The sequence below is a fragment of the Polaribacter sp. MED152 genome (genome assembly GCF_000152945.2).
GTDB lineage: Bacteria > Bacteroidota > Bacteroidia > Flavobacteriales > Flavobacteriaceae > Polaribacter.
In genome coordinates this window covers 831,267-852,364 of record NC_020830.1, presented here as the reverse complement: position 1 = coordinate 852,364, position 21,098 = coordinate 831,267, and the positions used below count along the sequence as shown (strand labels likewise).

Genomic DNA, 21,098 nt, shown 5'->3' with positions numbered 1-21,098 from the left:
CTAATTGTAGTGACCTTTTCCTGATGAAGTTAAAAATATGTTAGAGCGTTTTACAATTTTTAACATCGCTTAAAATAGTTGTATTTTTATCGAAAATTTAACCAAACTATATGATTTCTATTTTAGATTCTGAGTGTTGCAATAAAAGGCGTTATTAATTATGAAAGTAACACACATTCCTTTTCAAGAAACCGGCTTTTTTTCAGAAATAATGCATCATTATTTAGAGCAAAATGAAAATCTTAAACCATTTTATAATAATTTTCCTGATTTAGAAGGATTTAGGAAACAATTAGTAGAAAAAGAAAACTCATTTCCAGTAGAAAACAGAAAGGTTTTAGCTTCAGCATTAACTGAACAATATGATATGTTTCAGGTTTCTGAAGAAACGAAATCGAATATAGAATTACTGAAAGAGGAGAACACTTTTACAATAACCACAGGTCATCAATTAAACCTATTTACAGGGCCTTTATATTTCTTATATAAAATATTTTCTACCATAAACTTATGTGAACAGCTGTCTGAAGAATTTCCTGATAAAAATTTTGTTCCTATTTATTGGATGGCTACAGAAGACCATGATTTTGAAGAAATTAATTATTTTAATTTTGATGGTAAAAAAGTAGCTTGGAATAGAAAAGATGGTGGAGCAGTAGGCAGGTTTTCTACTGAAGGTTTAAAAGACGTTTTTGATGTTTTTTCTGAGCATTTAGGTAATTCTAAAAATGCCATTTATTTAAAAAGTTTATTTACGAAAGGATATTTAGAACATAATAATTTAGCTGATGCCACTCGTTTTATAGCTAATGAAATCTTTAAAGCTTATGGTTTGGTTATTGTTGATGGAGATGATGCACAACTAAAAACCTTATTTGCACCATTTGTAAAGCAAGAGTTTCAACAAGAATCATCATTTAAAGCCGTTTCTAAATCAATTCATGAATTAGAAAAAAACTATAAAATTCAGGTTAATCCTAGAGAAATAAATCTGTTTTATTTAGGGGAAGGTTTTAGGGAGCGCATTATATTTGAAGATGAACTTTTTAAGGTACTTAACACAGAATACTCTTTTACAAAAGAGGAAATTTTGTTGGAGGTAGAGAGAAATCCTTTAGCATTTTCTCCTAACGTAATTATGAGACCTTTATATCAAGAAGTAATTTTACCCAATCTATGTTATATTGGTGGAGGAGGAGAATTGGCTTATTGGCTAGAGTTAAAAGGGTATTTTAATGAAGTACATATACCTTTTCCAATTTTATTATTAAGAAATTCTGTGCAGGTTATTTCGGAAAAACAAGCAGGTAAATTAGAAAAATTGAATATTTCTAAAAAGGAAATTTTCTTAAATCAGTTTGATTTAATTTCAGCAAAAGTAGTAGCAAATACTGATATTGAAACTGATTTCTCTGATAAAATTGAATACTTAAAAAATCAATTTAAAGATTTAAAAGAAGTTGCCAAAAAAACGGATGTTACTTTTTTAAATGCCGTAAATGCTCAGGAAAGAAAGCAAGTTAAAGGTTTAGAAAACCTTGAGAAACGTTTACTCAGAGCAGAAAAACGCAGACAGAAAGATTTGGTAGATAGAATTACGCTATTGCAAAATGAGATATTACCAAACGAATCTTTAGAAGAGCGTCAACGAAATTTTTCGAACTATTATTTAGAATTTGGGTCTAGATTTTTAACCATTTTAAAAGAGGAATTAAACCCTTTGCATTTAGAATTTACAATCTTAGAAATTTAATGAAAAATAAAGGCCTTCATCCAGACAATAGATTTAATAAAGGATATGATTTTGATGTTTTGGTAAAACAAAATCCAATTTTAGAAGAATTTATTATCACCAATAAATACAATTCAATAACTATCGACTTTTCAAATCCACAGGCTGTAAAAGAACTCAACAAAGCTTTGTTGTTTACTTACAAAAACATCTCTGTTTGGGATTTTCCAGATGAAAATTTATGTCCTCCAATACCAGGAAGATTGGATTATATTCATCATTTAAGTGATTTGTTGGGCAATGAAAAGAATATTAAGATTTTAGATATTGGTACTGGTGCAACCTGTATTTATCCTTTATTAGGAGTTGCAGAATACAACTGGAGTTTTGTTGCTACAGATATAGATTTAGATGCTTTAGATACTGCTCAAGATAATATTGATGATAATAATTTTACTGATAACATAGAATTACGTCAACAATTTAAAGAAGAGCATATTCTTAAAGATATTTTAGAAGATGATGATTCCTTTTCAGCAACCATGTGTAATCCTCCGTTCTACAAATCTGCAGAAGAAGCTCAAGGAGCTAACAAACGAAAAAGTAGAAATTTAGGAAATAACGCTGTTCGTAATTTTTCTGGTAATAATAACGAACTTTGGTATGTTGGAGGTGAAAAAGCATTTTTACATACCTATTTATATGAAAGTTCTTTGCAACCAAAAAAGAGCAAATGGTTTACAAGTTTGGTTTCTAAAAAAGAAAATGTAGAAAGTTTAAAAGCTTCCTCTCAAAAATTGGGAGTTACAGAATTTAAAACAATACCAATGCAACAAGGAAATAAGGTTACACGAATTGTTTGTTGGAGATTTTAATGATAAACGATATCATTAATTTTATATCTCTTGCAAATAAAATGTAATATTACATATACTAGCATATGCACAAACAATAAGCATAAAAAAGCATACAAAGGCACACCAAGTATTTGATAAGGCCAATAATAGGTCCAAACTCCTAAATAAATAGTAACTACTTCACCAAAAGCAGGTAAAATTAAAGCTAAAATTATTGCCAAAATAATTTTATTTTTCTGTGATTGATCTTCTAAAAGTGGAATTAAATTTCGTTCTAGTTTGTACAAGAAATGAAAGGCCAGCATCCATGCAAAGGGAACCCATAAAGGTATAGCTTTAGTAACCACATGATATTCCCAATAACCATTTACAACACCCCAAGTTTCGCCTACAATACCTCCAAAACCAGTTAAAAGCATACCAATTAGTAATATCCAATTCTTATTTTGTTTTGGTAATACTATTTCTATATAGATATTATGAATAATTTTTAAAATTAAAATACACGCAATTAATTCATCGTATTTTTTAAGTATACCTATAAAAACTCCTGCTATTATTAGCTTAAGAAGCGACTTTAGAAACTCTTTAGTAAATTTTTTAGTATTAAGAATCAATGCTTAGATTTTGCGTAAAAGTACCAATCTTAAATAAAATATGACTTTTGAAAACTCATTTTTTTGTTTAGTTAAGAATTGGCTTTTCAATTCATTTTTTTGCAGTATATTTTAAAACGATTAATTAACCAAAAATCATGGGTAAAAAAAAGCCATTTAAAATTTTAATTGTTGCATTAATTTTGTTTGTAATTTTTAAGGTTTTAGATAATTATGCTGCAAAAAAAGTTGCCTTTTATTTAAAGTCTGAAGGCGTTTCATATTCTGATTTAGATATTAGTTTTCTTAGTGGAAATCTAGAATTAGCAGAAGTATTTTATGCAAAAGATAGCTTAACAATTTCTGCTGAAAATATTAGCATTAAAGACCTATCTTACTATAAATATTTCAGTAAAAAAGAAATTCATCTTAATGATTTTAAAATTTCGAACGCTAAAATTGTTGGTATATTAATTGAAAACGAAGTAGACACAGTTCAAATAGATTCTACAAAAAGTAAGGAACTATCACTTGTGAATATTGATAATATTTCTCTCGAAAATATTGAGGTAGCTATTGAGAAAAAAAATAATTATCCTCTTAAAATTCAATCGTTATATGTTTCTTTAGATGATTTTGAATTAGATTTAAATTCATCAAAAAAAATACCATTTACTGTAGAAAGTATAACTTCTGAAATTAATCATTTTGAAACTACATTATCTGAAGTTCAAGATTTTTCAATTGGTAAAATTTCAATCACTAATAACGATTTGGTTATTGATAGCTTATTTATAAAACCTACCAAGACTAGAAAAGAATACATTTATTTTGTAGAGAAAGAGCAAGAGTTATTAAATTTATTTACAAAAAAAATAAAGGTTTCAAACTTCAGCATAGAAGAGCAAGATTCTTTGTCTTTAGGTGTAGATGAAATTGTAATTGATGAAACTAATTTTGATCTATACTTAGATGCTACAGTTCTGCAACATTCTAGAAAACATAAAAATTTGTATAGTAAAAGTCTTAGACAATTACCTTTAAAGTTAGATGTAAAAACGTTACAAATTAATAACTCTAGGTTAGTTTATGAAGAATTAACCAAGAAAGAAAATAAAGCTGGAATTCTTGTTTTTAATGATTTAGAGGCAAATATTACCAACATTAACAATTCTTATATTAAAGAAGAGAAAATGACTGTAGCTGAAATTAAAGCTAGTTTTATGAAAGATTCTCCTTTAAATATAAAATGGACTTTTGATATAAATAATAAAGAAGATGATTTTAGATTGAATGGTAGTTTATTTAATTTAAAATCTGAAGATATGAGTTCTTTTTTATTACCAACTATGAATGTAAAAGTTGAGGGTGCCATACATAAAATGTATTTTGATATAGAAGGGAATAATTATATTTCTAATGGTAAAATGCAAATGGATTTTGAAGATCTTAAATTAAGAATCTTAGATCAAGAGAAGCATAAGAAGAAAGTTATAAGCTGGCTAGTAAATTTATTTGTTAAAGACGAATCTGGGAGAGGATTGGCTGATGCAGAAATAAAAGAAGTAAAGCGAGACCAAACAAAATCTTTTTGGAATTACTTTTGGCTTAATATAGAAAGTGGTTTAAAAAATTCATTGATATAAAAAAAAACCGAAGTTTAAACTTCGGTTTTTTAATTTTAAAATTCAAATCTTAAAGATTAGGAATTTTTAATTCATGACCTGGATGAATTAGATCAGCACTTTTTAATTGGTCTGTATTTGCTTCAAAGATTACAGTGTATTTTGATGCATTACCATAATAATGTTTCGCTATTTTCCCTAACGTTTCTCCTTTTTCTACAGTATGATATGCATATACAGATTTATCATCTACCTTAATATCCGCCATTAAATCGCTTGGGTTGTCACCTCCAACAGATTTTATTTCATCCCAAATTAGGTCTTTTTCATATTGTGTATGAGCAGTCCCCCAAATTTTTAATTTTCCATCTTCTTCTTTAACATCTCCATTTTTGATGTTTAATTTTTCTCCTAAATCTAATACACTCTGGTACTTTGCTTTCATATTCATTTTATTTTAGTTAATTCTTAACTATTATCTAATAGTTCTTTCTTCGTCTGTGTAATAACCTTGTTGTGTTAAATCACCATCAACTTCTCCTGCTAGTTTCTCTTTTCTTCTTCTTAAATAGATTTCTTCATAGTCTTGTGTGTAATGAGGAGAGGTAACCACATTTAAGTCAAACTTAATAGTGGTAAATACATCTTTTTCTGTATTGGCTAAAATAGTTACGTAAAATTCTACATAACCTATATTCTTAGCACTGTCATAATCTAAAACAATAAATCCAAAATCATCTTTACCAATAGAAGTTTTAGGGAAATCTATGTCTATACATCCACAAGAGGCCTGTACATCATATAAAATTAGAGGCTCATTTCCTCTATTATAAAACTTGTAGGTAGCTGTAATTTCTGAACCACGTAAAATAGGATAATAATGACGTTCAGGATCTATGATCTCCATTTTTGTTTTACGAACGTTATCTATATCTGGTTTTCTTAATTCACAAGAAATTGAGGTGATTGCTATAAATAGAAGTAAAATAAATTTTCTCATCATTGTAAATTTAATCTTTTTTAATTAAAAATAATTTCATCACATGCTAATGCATTCTTACCTTCTATAGTGCTTTTAGTGATTTTAACAATAAAAGTATCTGGCAAATCTTTTCTATCAAAAGATGTTGGCAAATCTATAGTAACCTCTTTTGTGTCTAATTTAATATCATCTAGAGGCAATCTTAATCTTTTTATGATTTTCATTTTTTCATCCATTATTTCAATAGAACTTGGAAAAAAAATATTGTGTTTAATATCTTGTAAAAACGTAAACGTTATTTTTTCTGATTTTTGTATGGTTTCTTTCTCTATTTTAAGAGTTAAATTATCTATAGATGCAATATGCCAATTTGTATTGTAATCTTTTAACCCAAATGCACCATCGTTTAACACTTTTGTATTTGTGTAATCTTCATCCATCTTAGAAATTACTTCAAAAGGCTTTTTAAAGAAGTAATTTTTCTTTTTATGATTTCTGTAGATGGTTTTTCTCCAGCTATCTATATAATCTTTTAGTTGATAACCCACTTCATTATACGTATCTAGTTTTGCAGATTTGCTATAGGCAGTTAAATGATCTAATAAAATAGCAGCATCATTTTTTACAATGATTTCATTTTTATCATTAAGATTAGCAAAGCCATATTGGCCAAACCCATAATCTCTCATAATTTCTAACTTTAAAAAGGTTAAAGCTGTTGCAATTTGGAGATAGTCTTTATCAAATTTATTTGCTTGTGTATGTGTATCTAACTCATCATAAAAAGCAAAGAAAACTTTTGGGTCTAAATACTTTTTAGCGGTTTCATGAATTCCACTATAAATAGATAATTCTTTATTGCTTAAATAAAAAGCTTCAGTTATAAACTTGTAATAGTTACCTAGAACTTCTGCTAATTTTTTAGAATACTTGGCATTAAAATAAGAGGTTACTTCTTGGTTTATGTCTAAATTAGGGTTCCAAAGTAATTTGGCTAAAACAGATGCTTTTAATTTTTGAAATGTGCTGTAGTTATACTCACTACCATGTAAGAAAACACCATTAACTCCTAATTTGTTGTACAACCTTAAATTTTCTTGGGTAACTTTTAAAGTAGGATAGATATCAAAGTAATTGTCAAAATTTACGGTATAATCCCAAATGTATACGTTTTGAAGGTAATTTCTCCATTTTTTGATGTCTGCCTCAAACTGATCAAAATATTTACTTTTTTCTATGGGAATACCTTTTTGAATACTTATAGTACTATAAAATAGGCCTGTATTTGGTTCTGGCTTAAATTTGGGTACATTTTTAACAGTAACATAAGCAGTAGTAAAAAAAGTTGCTTTTCTATTACTTTGCGCTAGTTTATTCATAAAACTAAAAACGGCAGGTGCAGCATCTTTAGCTGTATTACCAACTGCAGTACAAGTACTACAAGTACAAACTAAACTGTTGTCATTTGGTAAAATCATGAATTTATTCAATGCATGATCACTATCATAAATACGTTTTACACTTTCTTTGGTAAACTTTAAAAGACTATCACTGGTAAAACAAAACTGACTTTCAACACGTTTTTTACCTACTTTGGCATAAGCTGTTTCAGGTAAATCGTAATCTTTTAAAATTTTAGGCAAGTTATGACCCCAAATACCCCATTCTAATTCTAAGTAATTTGTTTTGTACCAATTTCTAAAATCAGGATTAAAATTAGGAGAATAGTAAGGCTCACGATATGCGAATGTAGGAGAGGAACAATGATTGAAAACTTCAGGAATTTCGATATCTGAAGTTAACTGATAATCTTCTAAAGAATTTTCTAAAATTTCATAATTCAAGTTGGTGTATCTTTTAAAGAAATCACTAATTCCATAAAATAAGTTTTGAGCTGTAGTGCCTTGTATTGTAATGTTTCTGTCTCTTTTGTAAACACAGTAAGCATCTCTTTGAGTAGGGTTAACTCTTAATAAAATATAATTACTGTTTTTATTTAAACTATTACTCCTTTCAATTTGTAAAGCTTGGCCAGTAATTTTTTTAAACTTTGCATTAAAATCATTGGCAGCATTACTCACCAAAATATCAGCAGCAAGTGGAATGCTAATTTTAGGAGCAATATTATGTTGTTTAGAGTACAAAGTAACTTTGTTTTGCGCACATGATATAAAGCTTAAAAAACATAAGGTTAAGAAGATGTATTTTTTAAACATTAGCTGTTTTAAATTTAGAGATGAACTTAAAATCTAGTAATAAACGAAACAGATAAATTGTATTGATTGGTATAAATTTGATCTAATACAACTTGGTTGCTTGTAGTTTGGTTACTTAAGAAGTTAATCCACGTTCCATTTACCAATAATGATGATCTTGGTGTCATATGATACATATAACCAGCACCAACCATTACATTTGTAAAGTTTAAGAAGGTATTATCTTGAAACTCTAACTGCTGGTCAAATGGAGCACTACCACCTGAAACAATTACAGAGAAATAATCTTTTCTTGCGTTTACATTTATCCGTGCTTGAACCATAACATTGGTATAGAGAAAGCTTTGAAATGTGGTTGTAGATGGTATGGTTGTGTTGTCTACAAAAGGAACAGAAGTAGGAGAGAAGGAGAGCCTTGCTTGTACCCAAATATCTTCCCAAGTTCTAGAGCCTCCAAGACTTAAGGTTAAATAGTTCTGATCATTCTGTAATCTTGCAAAACTTAGCCCAACTTGAGCTTCATAGCCAGATTTGAAACCTTTATACGCATTTCCATATAGTTTAAACTTCGGAAAAAAACGTGTTCCTACTAATAAACCAACGTCAGCGTAAATAGTTTCCGTAAAAATTCTTGATACATTTACTCCACCTTGAACACCAACTCCTGAGGTTCTTGCAGCATAATTAATGTCTGCACCATAAGTCATTTTAGTGTATTCCCTACTATAGTTTAAACTGGCTAAAGAGGTACTAAATGCAATAGAATCTGAGGTTGCTTGCAAGTAGGTTGCAGCAATTTGATTTTTAAGTTGTGCAGCTCTAAGTGTTTCTAGAACTAAGTTCCATTCTTGCTTTTCAAAAGGATTGTCTATTTCTCTAAATTTCTGATAGTAGTAAGCAGAATCGTATTCTTTTAACAATTCAAAAACAATACCTTTTTTATATTTTAGGAAATTATCATCTGGTCTTTCCTCTAATTTTTCATTTATAAATTCTAAAGATTCATTACTAGGTTTTTGAGTAATATGTAAATTAACCATTCTCATTAAAGAACCTCTATCATCTGGATTTAAAGAAACAGCAGAATCGTAATTTACTAAAGCTTCTTCTACCAAACCATCTTCTTCCTGCGCTTTTGCTCTGTAAAATAGTACTTCAGCTAAAGCATTTTTAATTTTTCTATCGTAAATATAAGTTGTTCTTAAAGTATCTAAAACCCCTTTTGCTTTTGCATATTCTTGATTTTGAGAATATAAATTAGATAATTTAAGTTTAAAATTTTTGTTGTTAGGATAAAAACTTAAAGCACTTAAACCATAATTGATTCCTTTTTCATAATCTGGTATAGCAGAAGCAGCATTAATAGCTATATCTAATAATCTTTTGTTATTATTTTCTCTAGATAACCCATCTTCAACAACTGGTATTACAGCTCTATACCTTTGTTCTCTCATTAAATAAGTGGCATAAGCTTCAATCTGATCTACATATAAAGCTGGGTAAGTTTGATTTAAAGGATAGTTTTGCTCTAAATTTCTAGTGATTTCCAAGGCATCATCAAACAATTCCATTTCTTGATACAAAGTAGATTTTCTTCTTAGAAAATCTGGATTGTTTGGGTCTAAACCTATTAATTTGTCTATTTGATCTGTAGCTTCATCATATTTTTGTTGAGAAATATAAATACCGTAAATCTGTTGTTCAGCTTCTTTTTGAAAATCTGGTGATGACACTAACTCTTCAAAAATTGGTAATGCTAATTGGTCTTGATTGCTTGCTACATAATTCTTAGCAGTATCATACATTAACTTATTGTAGGCATAAGTAATATCTGTATCTGTTGGGAATTTTTCATGTAATTCTAAAACTGCTTTGTTGTATTCTTCAGTATTAAGAGTAGCTTTATAAAGCTCCATTTGTTTAATCAAATAGTCTTTAGAGTTTGGACTTCTTTTTAAGGCGATATTTAAAAAATACTCAGCATCTACATAATAACCCTTACCTAAAGCATTTTTTATAACATAATCTAGGGCAACAGAATTACCAGTTTCTGCCAATTTTTTATTGATTTCATAAGGATCATTATACTCATTAAAATCTGCAGATTGCTGCATTAAATAAGGTCTTGTATTTTTATAAATATCAGGAAAAGCGTCTTTGATTGGTTTAGATTCTATATAAACAATAGCCTCTTCATGCCTGCCTAAGGCTTCCAATAAACCTATTTTCTTTTCAACCAGTTCTCTATCTAAAGGTAATTCTAATAATGATCTATTGGTATATTGTAAAGCTGCTTCAGGGTTACCCTTTTGCATTTCGTTTCTAATTATACCTATATACGCATCTTTGTTTTCTGGAGTATTGGTAATTATGGTTTTATAAATTTCACTGGCTTCTTCATAATTTTTACTATTAATGGCTTCATCACCATCACCAATCATTATGTAATTATATTCTTCTTTTAATTCACTATCATTAGGGTAAATTTGATAAATACGTTTTAAAGCTCTTTCTGCTTCTTCGAAATTACCCATTTCTTTATAAATGGCAATTTTACGCCTGTGCCAACCTCTAGAGTATGGAGTAATTTCTAAAAGTTCGTTCACAAAACAAATAGCATCAGAATATCTTTGCGTAGTTTGTTCAATATTTACTAAGTACTTTAAGATATCTGTATTTTTTGGTCTTTTTTCATATACCTGTCTTAATACCCATCTAGCAGTATCATATCTACCCAATTGCAGATTTGCAGCACCAAGAAGGGTCTTTAAATCCAAATCATCAGGTGCTAATTGTAATCCTCTCCAACTTAATTTGGCAGCTCTTGTAAAATTTTCTTCGGCAATACTGGCTTTTGCGTTTTCAAAATATAAATCCGAAGAATCATATATTTCTTGGGCCTGTATATTTAGTTGTGATAATAACATCACAATTAAAATACCTATAGATTTATTTATTTTCATAATTGAATAAACTATGTAACTTATGTTTTTATTGGTTCAAAATCTTTAGAAGCACTGCTATCTCCTGAACTCTTTCCATCTCCATCTTGTTTTTTGTTCTTGTCATCATTGTCAAATCCTTTTCTTGTCATTGTACCCCAAGCAAGTTCTTGAGATGTAATAAAACTGAAATAACCTTTTAATGAGAAGAACATAATTAATGGATGATAAATTATGGGTTCTATAAATGCTGTTAAAAACAGCGTGAGTACTTCTCTTGTTGTGTTGTAATATTTAAACGTCATTTGATCCCAAATAATTACAATTGATGAAATCATTAATGCAAACGTGTATGAGTATAATAAAATTAATGGTGCAAACGTCCAGTTTACGTAACCATAGAATAATAAAAATATAGAGAATAAAATTCCAAATGCTTCTATAATTGGCGCTAAAAACTCAAATATAAAAATGTATGGAAATGTGATCATACCTAGTCTTTTGTAGCCTGGGTTAAAAAGTATTTTTCTATGTTCACTAAACATTTGAAATAATCCACTGGCCCATCTTGTTCGTTGACGTCCTAAAATCTGTAAATTTGGTGGACCTTCTGTCCAACAACAAGAAAGAGGTATATATCCTATTTTATAATCAAGTCTGTTGTTCATCATATGTGCAGCCATACGTGTCATCATATCCATGTCTTCTGCATGAGAGTCTGCACCATAACCACCTGCTTTAATGGCTATTTCTTTATCAAACATTCCTAATCCTCCAGAAACATTAGGTACAGAGTTAATTAACTCCCAACCCATTTTTCCTAACAAATACGAACGAATGTATTCTAATTCTTGAAAACGTGGAATTAAAGCTTTTGGTGGTCTTACTCTTGTAATTACACCTTCTTCAATTTCACAATTGTTAGACATTCTTAAAGTTGCACCTACAGCAATTACCCTAACTTTTGCATTTAAAATGGGCTTAATCATTTTAGTTAGTGTGTTTCTTGCTAAAATACAGTCTACATCTGTGTTTAAATAATATGGAAATACGGATGCATTTAAACCTGCATTAAAGGCATCTGCTTTAGTACCACCATTGTGTTTATCTACAATAGTAAGAATGTCGTATTTTGGATTGGTAGATTTAAAGGTTCTTTTGTAAGGTTTTGTTTTAATTTTTTCTGTGTAGGCAAATGGTGCTTCTACTAAATCGAACTCCTCTATTAATAAATCTAATGTTTTGTCTTTACTACCATCATTAACAATAATTACCTCAAATAATGGGTAGTTTAAGGTTAATAATGATTTTACATTTACAATAATTGTTTTTTCTTCATTATATGCAGGTGCAATCACCGAAATTCCTGGTGCAAGGTGAGAGCTTAATAATTCTTCATCATCTATATCTGTATTGTAACTTTTATACCTGTTGATGGCAATAAAAGAAAAGATAGCTAATACTATGTAGCTAAGAATTAATGCAGTAGCATAGAAAAATATAAAATACTCGTAAACTTTTACAAAAATTTCAAACATCTATTTATATTTAATTAACGGAGTTTCTACATGTTTCAAAATGGTAAGTTCGAAACCCTTTAGTGTACTTTTTAAATTTTGAAAGGCAATTTTACCTTCATAACTATAATTTAAGATTGCCTCAGCAATAATTTTCTTAGTATCTGTATTGTTAGATTCTTTAAATATTTCATTTAAGAACATTAAAGATTTACCACTATTAAATTTTCTAATGGTTTTTACAATAGCCACTTGACAAATTTCTGGCTCAGTATAATATCTGTCAATTAAATCTTGTTCTGTTTCAGAAATATGCAATTCTCCTAATGTTAAAATAGCCTGGGCTCTTACCAAGGCATTTTCATCTTCTAGCTTTTCTAACAAAATTTCGTCAATACCTTTTTGATTGAAATAACCAACCATTTTAATAAGAAAAACTACTAAAGAATCGTTTTTAGAATAGTTAATCCATTTACCTAACCCTTCTAAGTTACCTCTTTCTTTTTGTAGTTTAAGGTATTGCATTAATTCTATTTCATCCCACTTACTTAAATCACGATCAAATTCGTCAAAAAATCGGTAAGGATCATTAGAACTAAGTGCTAGGTAAGAGTTTCTTGCTTCTTTACGTATTACTTTATTTTTACTGTAAGCATAACGTAATACTTTTGAATCAAATTTATTTAAATCTAATACAAAAGCTTCTTGAAAGGCGTCAATTTTCTCTTTGTTAGAACGTGAGTCGAATTTACGCTCCAAATGTTCTACAATGCCTAATGCACTAATAATTAAAGGATATTTTTCTGATTCTCTATGGTCGTTTTTAAATTCGACCAAAACATCTACAGCAATATCTAAAGACTCCCTATTAACCTCATCTACAACTTCTTCAAAATCTGAGAATATCTCTTGTTCTGAAAATTCTTTTTCTGTAAACAAAATTTCTGAAAACAATTTAACAATTTCAGGAACACTATTTTTTAGTGTTTTCTGTAATCTGTTATGTCTTCTTCTAATTGTACCAATAGTAATCATCAATGCAATGGTTGCAACAATGAATACAATTGTTAATACAATTGTTAATACAATTGTTATTTGTATTATTAAGGGGAAGGTCTTTATCTTATAGACAAAAGAAAGAAACCACTCAACGAAACCCATTTATTGATTTTCTAAATTTAATTTAATCGTTTTAGTGGGGGATTTACTTCTCCAAAAATACTATAAAAGCTACTTCTGATATGACGTTTTTCTTTGAACTGTCATATTTTATAGGTGAATTACCTCATCATAAGCATCAGCCACAGCTTCCATTACAGCTTCACTCATTGTAGGGTGAGGATGTATGGTTTTTAACACTTCATGACCAGTTGTTTCTAGCTTACGACCAAGTACTGCTTCTGCAATCATATCAGTAACTCCAGCACCTATCATGTGGCAACCTAACCACTCACCATATTTAGCATCAAATATAACTTTTACGAAACCATCAGGTGTACCTGCTGCTTTTGCTTTACCTGAAGCAGAGAATGGGAATTTACCAACTTTTAATTCGTAACCTGCTTCTTTTGCTTTTGCTTCTGTTAATCCTACTGATGCTATTTCTGGAGTTGCATAAGTACAACCAGGAACATTCCCATAATCTATTGGTTCTGTATGTAAACCAGCTAATTTTTCTACACAAGTAATACCTTCTGCAGAAGCAACGTGTGCTAAAGCTTGACCAGGCACAACATCTCCAATAGCATAATAACCAGGAATGTTAGTTTGGTAGTAATCGTTTACTAAAATTTTATCTCTATCTACAATAATACCAACATCTTCTAAACCAATATTTTCGATGTTAGATTTTATTCCAACTGCAGATAATAAAATATCAGCTTCTAATTTTTGTTCTCCTTTTTTAGTTTTAACAGTGGCAACAACACCTTCACCTGAAGTATCTACAGATTCTACAGATGAGTTTGTCATCACTTTTATTCCAGATTTTTTCACTGAACGTTCGAACTGTTTTGAGATATCGATATCTTCTACAGGAACTAAGTTTGGCATATATTCTACAATAGTTACTTCTGTACCCATTGTGTTATAAAAGTGTGCAAATTCTACACCAATAGCACCAGAACCTACAACAATCATAGATTTTGGTTGTTTATGTAAAGTCATTGCCTTTCTGTAACCAATTACTTTTTCGCCATCTTGTGGTAAGTTTGGTAATTCTCTAGAACGAGCTCCAGTTGCAATAATAATATTGTCTGCAGAATATTCTGTTACAGTACCATCTTCTGCAGTTACATCTACTTTTTTACCAGTTTTGATTTTACCAAAACCATTAATTACATCAATTTTGTTTTTCTTCATTAAGAATTGAACACCTTTGCTCATTCCATCTGCAACACCTCTACTACGTTTTATAACAGCATCAAAATCTTTGTCTATAGCTTCTGCTTTAAGACCATATTGATCTACATGTTTTAAATAATCATAAACTTGCGCCGATTTTAATAATGCTTTTGTTGGTATACAACCCCAGTTAAGACAGATTCCTCCTAAAGATTCTTTCTCTACAATTGCAACTTTAAAACCTAATTGAGAAGCTCTAATTCCTGTAACATAACCTCCAGGTCCACTTCCAATAATTATAATATCGTATTTCATGATTTTATTATTTTCTAATTGATGATTTTGCCAAAGGCAAATTTAAACAATGATTGTTAATATAAAAAGTTTAAACTCTTTATTGTTTACATTCTTTCAGGTACTTGAATACCCAATAGAGAGAACGCTATTTTTATAGTATCTGCTACTTTTTTAGATAACTGTACTCTAAATATTTTTTTATCTTGATTTTCTTCCCCTAAAATTGATACATTTTGATAAAAAGAATTGAACTCTTTTACCAAATCGTAAGTGTAATTCGCTATGACTGCAGGTGAATAATTTGAAGCAGCTTGTTGTATAGTTTCTGGAAATAAAGCCAATTGTTTTAGTAATTCTTTTTCTTTTTCATGCAAATCAATAGTTACTGAATTGGAATAATCAAATTCAGCTTTTCTAATAATTGATTGAATTCTGGCATAAGTGTACTGTATAAAAGGGCCTGTATTTCCTTGAAAGTCTACCGAAGATTTTGGATCGAATAATATTCTTTTCTTAGGGTCTACCTTTAAAACAAAGTATTTTAATGCTCCTAAACCAATGGTTTTATACAGTTCGTTTTTCTCATCATCAGAATAGCCATCTAATTTTCCTAACTCCTCAGAAATTTCTTTAGCAGTTGTGGTCATTTCCACCATTAAATCATCTGCATCTACAACTGTACCTTCTCTAGATTTCATTTTTCCAGAAGGTAAATCTACCATTCCATAACTTAAATGATGCAATTGTTTCGCCCAATCAAATCCTAATTTTTTCAGGATTAAAAATAGCACTTGAAAATGGTAATCTTGTTCATTACCTACAGTATAAACCATACCACCAACATCTGGAAAATCTTTTACTCTTTGTATGGCTGTACCAATATCTTGAGTCATGTAAACTGCTGTGCCATCTGAACGTAAAACAATTTTTTCGTCTAAACCTTCATCAGTTAAATCGCACCAAACAGAACCATCTTCTTTTTTATAAAAAACACCTTTTTCTAAGCCTTTGGCTACTACATCTTTACCTAAGAGGTAAGTATCACTTTCATAGTACAAAGTATCAAAATCAACACCCATATTTTTGTATGTAGTTTCAAAGCCATCATACACCCAACCATTCATTTCTTTCCAAAGTGAAACTACTTCATCATCTCCAGCTTCCCATTTTCTCAGCATTTCTTGTGCTTCTAAAAGTAATGGTGCTTCTTTTTTAGCCTCTTCTTCAGTTTTACCTTCTGCAATTAAATTTGCAATTTCTTTTTTATATTCTTGATCGAATTTTACGTAATAATTACCAACTAATTTATCTCCTTTTAAACCAGTAGAAGTTGGTGTTTCACCTTCTCCAAATTTTTGCCAAGCCAACATAGATTTACAAATATGGATACCTCTATCGTTAATTATTTGTGTTTTGTAAACCTTTTTACCTGCGGCCTTTATAATTTCTGAAACAGAAAAACCAAGTAAATTATTACGTACATGACCTAAATGAAGTGGTTTATTTGTGTTTGGTGATGAGTATTCAACCATAATAGCTTTCTCATCTTCTTTAGCGGCTGCTGTGCCAAAATTTTCATCCTTATAAATCGAGTTGAAAAAATCTAAGTAAAAAGCGTCTGAAATTACTAGGTTTAAAAATCCTTTTACAACATTGTAATTTGTAATTTCTGAAACGTGTTCTACTAAATACTTTCCTAAATCTTCACCAATTTGAACAGGATTTCCTTTCTTAAATCGTAACATTGGGAAAACAACAACAGTAATATCACCTTCAAATTCTTTGCGAGTTGTTTGAAACTCTACAGAAGGAATTTCTGTATTATACAAGGTTGAAAAACCTTTTTTAACATTGCTTTCTATTATATGCTGAATATTCATAAACCCCTAAAAAATTAAGTCGCGAAAATACACAAAATAAGCATATTTTTAAAGGGAAATATCGTAATTTTCGCAAATGCAAAAACGATTAGAACAATTGCCAAAATTGGCTCAAGAAGCACTTAAAGAAAACAAGAAATATTTTGCAAATTTAAAAAAACGTACACCTAAAAATTTAGATTACGTTATGCAAGATTTGCATGATAAGGAATTTGCAAAAACAGATTGTTTAGAATGTGGTAATTGTTGTAAAACTACTAGCCCAATTTTTACGGTTAAGGATATAGAACGTATTTCTAAACACTTAAAAATGAAGGTTACAGATTTTATTGAGCAATATTTAGAGAGGGATACAGATGATTTTATGGTCTTAAAATCTTCTCCTTGTACTTTTTTAGATGAAAGTGATAATAGCTGTTTTATCTACGATGTTCGCCCAAAAGCCTGTGCAGAGTATCCTCACACAGATAGAAGAAAATTTATTCAAATTACTGATTTAACTATTGCCAATACATTTGTATGTCCAGCTACATATAATATTGTTGAGAATTTAAAAAACGTAATGCCTTATGAGTATAAAGAGAAAAAACGTAGGAAATAATTTAATCGTAAATTAAATAATTTACTCTTATTTGCTGAAAGCTTTCTAAATCTTTTTTCCACGTTTTTCGAATTTCCTTAGCTGATAATCCTTCTTGTATTTGTTGTTGTAATTTAGTGTTACCAGCATGAATGGTAAAAGTGCTGCCAAAGAACTTTTCGGTTTTAGGAGTTTTTTGATAGGCGTCAATCAACCATTCTAAATTAATTGCTGATATTTTTTTTGTATGAGATAAATCTACACCATAACATAATTGGTTTCTATGTTTTGGATATTTAGCCCCAAAATTTGGTTTTGGAGTATAACTAAAGTCTGTTTTTTGGAAAAAAGGAGCTCCATATCTTTGAAATTGAAACTCAGTTCCTCTTCCTGCATTAATAGTTGTGCCTTCAAAAAAACCTAAGCTAGGGTATAGGTTTATAGATTTGTCATTTGGTAAATTTGGCGAAGGTCTTACAGCTAAATGATATTCAGAATCATGGTTGTAATTTTCAATAGGAATTACAGTTAAATCACATTGAATTCCGTTTTTTAGCCATTTTTCACCATTAATCATTTTACCATATTCACCAATTGTCAATCCATAAACTACAGGAACAGGATGTTTACCAACAAAGCTGGTGTGCTCCATTTCTAAGGTTGGGCCATCTATATAATGTGCATTTGGATTTGGCCTGTCTAGAATTATAACTGGGATTGCTGCTTCTGCACAAGCCTCCATAACATAATGTAAGGTTGATATATATGTATAAAATCGAACACCAACATCTTGAATGTCAAAAACTACGACATCTATATTTTTTAATTGTGTTGCTGTTGGTTTTTTGTTTTTACCATACAAAGAAATTATAGGTAAATCTGTTTTAGCATCTTTACCATCCTTAACAAATTCTGCTGCATCTGCTTTACCTCTAAAGCCATGTTCAGGTGCAAATACTTTTTGAACATTGATGTTTTTTTTACTGTTTAAATAATCAACCAAATGTTGAGTAATTTTTTTAGAACCCATAATATTTGGAGCCACTTCTGCTCTTTGTAGTATTTGAACAACAGAGGTTTGATTGGCTACAATTGCAACATTTTTATCTTTTAATAAATCCGTATAAAGATTAAATCTGCTTGCTGCAGGAATTATTTCTACTATTTCTTTGGCTGTGTTTTTTTGCTCAATTTTCTTGTTTTGTACTTTTTGAGCACAAGAAATCAGCTGAAAATTCATCAGCAAAAACAAAAATAAATAGGTACTTTTACGAAGTTTTAAAAGAATCATTAATTTGAATTACGAGTTATTTATTGCAAAACGCATTATTGCTGGCAAAAAGTATAAAAATAGCATATCATCTCCAATAATAAAAATTGCGATAACTGCAATTGCTTTGGGTATTATAATTATGCTTATTGCTGTTGCTACAGGTGCTGGTTTGCAATACAAAATTAGAGATAAAATGGCCGGATTTAAAGGTCATATTCAAATTGTAAATTACGATAATAATAACTCTGATGTTTCTACAACTCCAGTTTCTGTTAACCAGGATTTCTATCCTGAATTTAAAGATATTTCAGGTATTAAAAATGTGCAAGTATTTGCGAATAAAGTAGGGATTTTAAGAACAGATTCAGACTTTGAGGGTATTGTTTTTAAAGGTGTTTCTACAGATTATGATTGGACCTTTTTTAAAGAGTATTTAGTAGAAGGCAACTTGCCAGATTTTAATCAACCTCGAACTAAAGGGGTTCTTTTATCACAAACTATTATAAACCGTTTACAGTTAAAGTTAAATGATACAATAACTGCCACATTTGTTAAAACTGCCAATAGTAAAATACCTTCTAATAGAAAATATACAATTGTTGGTATCTACAATTCTGGATTTGCTCAGTTTGATAAAAATATGATGATTGGTGATATTAGGGAGGTACAAAAGTTGAATAAATGGACTGAAAATGAAGTTGGAGGTTTTGAGGTTTTATTAGATGAATTCGATACGATAACTGAGAAGGGAGAGGAGATTAATAATGAAATTGCTGTAACTTTAAATAGCAAATCAATTATTGAGGCTTACCCAAATGTATTTGGTTGGATTAAATTATTTGATAATAATGTGTGGTTTATTATTGCTATTATGATTTTTATAGCAGGTATTAACATGATTACTGCTTTGTTGGTTTTAATATTGGAGCGTGTGCAAATGGTAGGGATTTTAAAAGCCTTAGGTAGTAGTAATACAAGCATCCGAAAAGTGTTTCTTTACAATGCGTCTTACCTAATTTTAAAAGGGCTTTTATGGGGAAATATCATTGGTTTATCTATCATATTCATTCAGCACTATTTTAAGATTATTACTTTAAATCCAGATACATATTATGTAACAACAATGCCAGTCTATATTTCTTTTTGGGCAGTTCTGTTATTGAATTTAGGTACGCTCATTTTGTGTTTTTTAATGTTGATAATTCCTTCAGTTATTATCACTAAAATAGATCCTTCAAAGTCTATTAAGTTTGCTTAAACCTTATTAGCTGATTTGCGGTATTGGAAATTGTTCTTTTATAATATCGTTTTTATTTTCAGAAATATAATCTCTAAAAGCTTTAGCTACATTAGATAAGTTTTTGGTTTTTAACCAAATTAAATTCCAAGTAGTTTCTATGGGTAAACCTTTAATATTTAAAATTTGTAATTCACCGTTTTTTAAGGCTTGTTGTATACCAATAATTGGCATAATTGAAATTCCTAGACCAGCAATTACAGCTTGTTTTACAGCTTCATTAGAAGTAAGTTCCATCTTTTTTTGAATTTCGATTTTATGTTTTATTAAAAAACGTTCCATGGCTAAACGAGTTGCAGAACCTTTTTCTCTGAATAAAAAAATAGATTTATTTAAGTCTTTTAAGTTAACCTCTTTAGTATTGTTTTTATAGTCTTTGCCAGCCACAAAAAACATTTGATTACTCATGAGTTCAATGGTGTCAATCTTTAATTTTTTTGGAATTGTAGAAACCATGGCAAAATCACACTCGTTATTTTCTAAAGCTCTAATTACAGACATTTTATTGGTAACATCCATAGTAACATCTACGCTATCGTTCTTTTTTATAAAATCGGTTAAGAAGTAAGGCATTGCATATTTAGCTGTAGAAACAATAGATAATTTTAACTTACCAGCTAATTTACCCTCAAATAAATTAGACTTATAGTTTATGGCCAATACTTCATCTAAAATTTTAGTAGCTGCTTCAGCTATTTCGTTTCCAAATTCTGTGATATATAATTTTCTACCTACAATCTCAAAAAGTGGTAGTTTAAATTGATCTTGAAAGTTTTTTAATTGAATAGAAACTGCTGGTTGAGACATAAATAGTTGCTCAGAAGCTTTGGTAACACTTTTTAATTCTGCCACCTTTTTAAAAATTTCAAGTTGATGTAAAGTATAGTTCATAAAATATATTTATATATAACATAATAAATATATATAAAAATATATTAAAAATGTGTTGCACCTTTGTAAA

16 protein-coding genes are annotated in these 21,098 nt (G+C 29.5%); 5 read left to right on the top strand and 11 right to left on the bottom strand.

Annotated elements, in window-relative coordinates:
• Window positions 1–160 precede the first annotated feature (160 nt).
• Complete coding sequence (bshC, locus tag MED152_RS03905; protein ID WP_015480559.1) at window positions 161–1,753, top strand: bacillithiol biosynthesis cysteine-adding enzyme BshC; 1,593 nt, start codon at window positions 161–163, stop codon at window positions 1,751–1,753.
• Window positions 1,753–2,607: a 23S rRNA (adenine(1618)-N(6))-methyltransferase RlmF gene (gene rlmF / locus MED152_RS03900; RefSeq protein WP_015480558.1), complete on the top strand. Its 855-nt coding sequence runs from the start codon at window positions 1,753–1,755 to the stop codon at window positions 2,605–2,607. Before bshC ends, rlmF begins: the two co-directional genes overlap by 1 nt.
• Here rlmF and MED152_RS03895 read toward each other — a convergent pair.
• A complete protein-coding gene (locus tag MED152_RS03895) occupies window positions 2,604–3,206 on the bottom strand; it encodes a hypothetical protein (protein ID WP_015480557.1) in 603 nt (200 codons plus the stop codon). The two genes, rlmF and MED152_RS03895, sit on opposite strands and share 4 nt — an antisense overlap.
• Window positions 3,207–3,343: 137 nt before the next feature.
• On the opposite strand from MED152_RS03895, the gene MED152_RS03890 reads away from it, so the two are divergent.
• Window positions 3,344–4,831 (top strand): hypothetical protein, encoded by a 1,488-nt coding sequence (locus tag MED152_RS03890; RefSeq protein WP_015480556.1) that lies wholly within the window; start codon window positions 3,344–3,346, stop codon window positions 4,829–4,831.
• A gap of 49 nt (window positions 4,832–4,880) precedes the next feature.
• Here MED152_RS03890 and MED152_RS03885 read toward each other — a convergent pair whose 3' ends face one another.
• The 8 genes from MED152_RS03885 to argS form a co-directional block, all read right to left on the bottom strand.
• Window positions 4,881–5,261 carry a LysM peptidoglycan-binding domain-containing protein gene (locus MED152_RS03885; RefSeq protein ID WP_041383372.1) on the bottom strand — a complete coding sequence of 127 codons (381 nt, stop codon included), beginning with the start codon at window positions 5,259–5,261 and terminating at the stop codon, window positions 4,881–4,883.
• Window positions 5,262–5,285: 24 nt separating this feature from the next.
• Window positions 5,286–5,810 carry a DUF1573 domain-containing protein gene (locus MED152_RS03880; protein ID WP_051058576.1) on the bottom strand — a complete coding sequence of 175 codons (525 nt, stop codon included), beginning with the start codon at window positions 5,808–5,810 and terminating at the stop codon, window positions 5,286–5,288.
• 20 nt (window positions 5,811–5,830) lie between these two features.
• Window positions 5,831–7,936: a DUF4838 domain-containing protein gene (locus tag MED152_RS03875; protein ID WP_041383370.1), complete on the bottom strand. Its 2,106-nt coding sequence runs from the start codon at window positions 7,934–7,936 to the stop codon at window positions 5,831–5,833.
• A gap of 98 nt (window positions 7,937–8,034) precedes the next feature.
• Window positions 8,035–10,971 carry a tetratricopeptide repeat protein gene (locus MED152_RS03870; protein WP_015480552.1) on the bottom strand — a complete coding sequence of 979 codons (2,937 nt, stop codon included), beginning with the start codon at window positions 10,969–10,971 and terminating at the stop codon, window positions 8,035–8,037.
• Window positions 10,972–10,991: 20 nt separating this feature from the next.
• The gene (locus MED152_RS03865; RefSeq protein ID WP_015480551.1) at window positions 10,992–12,488 is read right to left on the bottom strand and encodes a glycosyltransferase; all 1,497 of its coding nucleotides are present in this window, start codon (window positions 12,486–12,488) and stop codon (window positions 10,992–10,994) included.
• Entirely contained in the window at window positions 12,489–13,502 is a 1,014-nt protein-coding gene (locus MED152_RS03860) for a HEAT repeat domain-containing protein (protein ID WP_041383368.1), read from the bottom strand.
• A gap of 234 nt (window positions 13,503–13,736) precedes the next feature.
• Window positions 13,737–15,125: a dihydrolipoyl dehydrogenase gene (gene lpdA / locus MED152_RS03855; RefSeq protein WP_015480549.1), complete on the bottom strand. Its 1,389-nt coding sequence runs from the start codon at window positions 15,123–15,125 to the stop codon at window positions 13,737–13,739.
• Window positions 15,126–15,211: 86 nt separating this feature from the next.
• Complete coding sequence (gene argS, locus MED152_RS03850) at window positions 15,212–16,987, bottom strand: arginine--tRNA ligase (RefSeq protein WP_015480548.1); 1,776 nt, start codon at window positions 16,985–16,987, stop codon at window positions 15,212–15,214.
• A 76-nt stretch (window positions 16,988–17,063) separates the two neighbouring features.
• Here argS and MED152_RS03845 point away from each other — a divergent pair, with 76 nt between their 5' ends.
• Window positions 17,064–17,588: a YkgJ family cysteine cluster protein gene (locus MED152_RS03845; protein ID WP_015480547.1), complete on the top strand. Its 525-nt coding sequence runs from the start codon at window positions 17,064–17,066 to the stop codon at window positions 17,586–17,588.
• Between the two features lies 1 nt (window position 17,589).
• Here MED152_RS03845 and MED152_RS03840 read toward each other — a convergent pair whose 3' ends face one another.
• Window positions 17,590–18,858 (bottom strand): exo-beta-N-acetylmuramidase NamZ domain-containing protein, encoded by a 1,269-nt coding sequence (locus MED152_RS03840; protein WP_041383367.1) that lies wholly within the window; start codon window positions 18,856–18,858, stop codon window positions 17,590–17,592.
• Between the two features lie 4 nt (window positions 18,859–18,862).
• Here MED152_RS03840 and MED152_RS03835 point away from each other — a divergent pair, with 4 nt between their 5' ends.
• On the top strand, window positions 18,863–20,098 hold the full coding sequence (locus tag MED152_RS03835) for an ABC transporter permease (RefSeq protein ID WP_015480545.1): 1,236 nt from the start codon (window positions 18,863–18,865) through the stop codon (window positions 20,096–20,098).
• A gap of 6 nt (window positions 20,099–20,104) precedes the next feature.
• Here the strand turns inward: MED152_RS03835 and MED152_RS03830 are convergent, their stop codons facing one another.
• Window positions 20,105–21,028 (bottom strand): LysR family transcriptional regulator, encoded by a 924-nt coding sequence (locus MED152_RS03830; protein ID WP_015480544.1) that lies wholly within the window; start codon window positions 21,026–21,028, stop codon window positions 20,105–20,107.
• Between the last annotated feature and the right edge of the window lie 70 nt (window positions 21,029–21,098).

Coding starts and splice junctions, on each gene's coding strand:
- bshC (WP_015480559.1), top strand. CDS start 161: ATGAAAGTAACACACATTCCTTTTCAAGAAACCGGCTTTTTTTCAGAA.
- rlmF (WP_015480558.1), top strand. CDS start 1,753: ATGAAAAATAAAGGCCTTCATCCAGACAATAGATTTAATAAAGGATAT.
- MED152_RS03890 (WP_015480556.1), top strand. CDS start 3,344: ATGGGTAAAAAAAAGCCATTTAAAATTTTAATTGTTGCATTAATTTTG.
- MED152_RS03885 (WP_041383372.1), bottom strand. CDS start 5,261: ATGAATATGAAAGCAAAGTACCAGAGTGTATTAGATTTAGGAGAAAAA.
- MED152_RS03880 (WP_051058576.1), bottom strand. CDS start 5,810: ATGAGAAAATTTATTTTACTTCTATTTATAGCAATCACCTCAATTTCT.
- MED152_RS03870 (WP_015480552.1), bottom strand. CDS start 10,971: ATGAAAATAAATAAATCTATAGGTATTTTAATTGTGATGTTATTATCA.
- MED152_RS03865 (WP_015480551.1), bottom strand. CDS start 12,488: ATGTTTGAAATTTTTGTAAAAGTTTACGAGTATTTTATATTTTTCTAT.
- MED152_RS03860 (WP_041383368.1), bottom strand. CDS start 13,502: ATGATTACTATTGGTACAATTAGAAGAAGACATAACAGATTACAGAAA.
- lpdA (WP_015480549.1), bottom strand. CDS start 15,125: ATGAAATACGATATTATAATTATTGGAAGTGGACCTGGAGGTTATGTT.
- argS (WP_015480548.1), bottom strand. CDS start 16,987: ATGAATATTCAGCATATAATAGAAAGCAATGTTAAAAAAGGTTTTTCA.
- MED152_RS03845 (WP_015480547.1), top strand. CDS start 17,064: ATGCAAAAACGATTAGAACAATTGCCAAAATTGGCTCAAGAAGCACTT.
- MED152_RS03840 (WP_041383367.1), bottom strand. CDS start 18,858: ATGATTCTTTTAAAACTTCGTAAAAGTACCTATTTATTTTTGTTTTTG.
- MED152_RS03830 (WP_015480544.1), bottom strand. CDS start 21,028: ATGAACTATACTTTACATCAACTTGAAATTTTTAAAAAGGTGGCAGAA.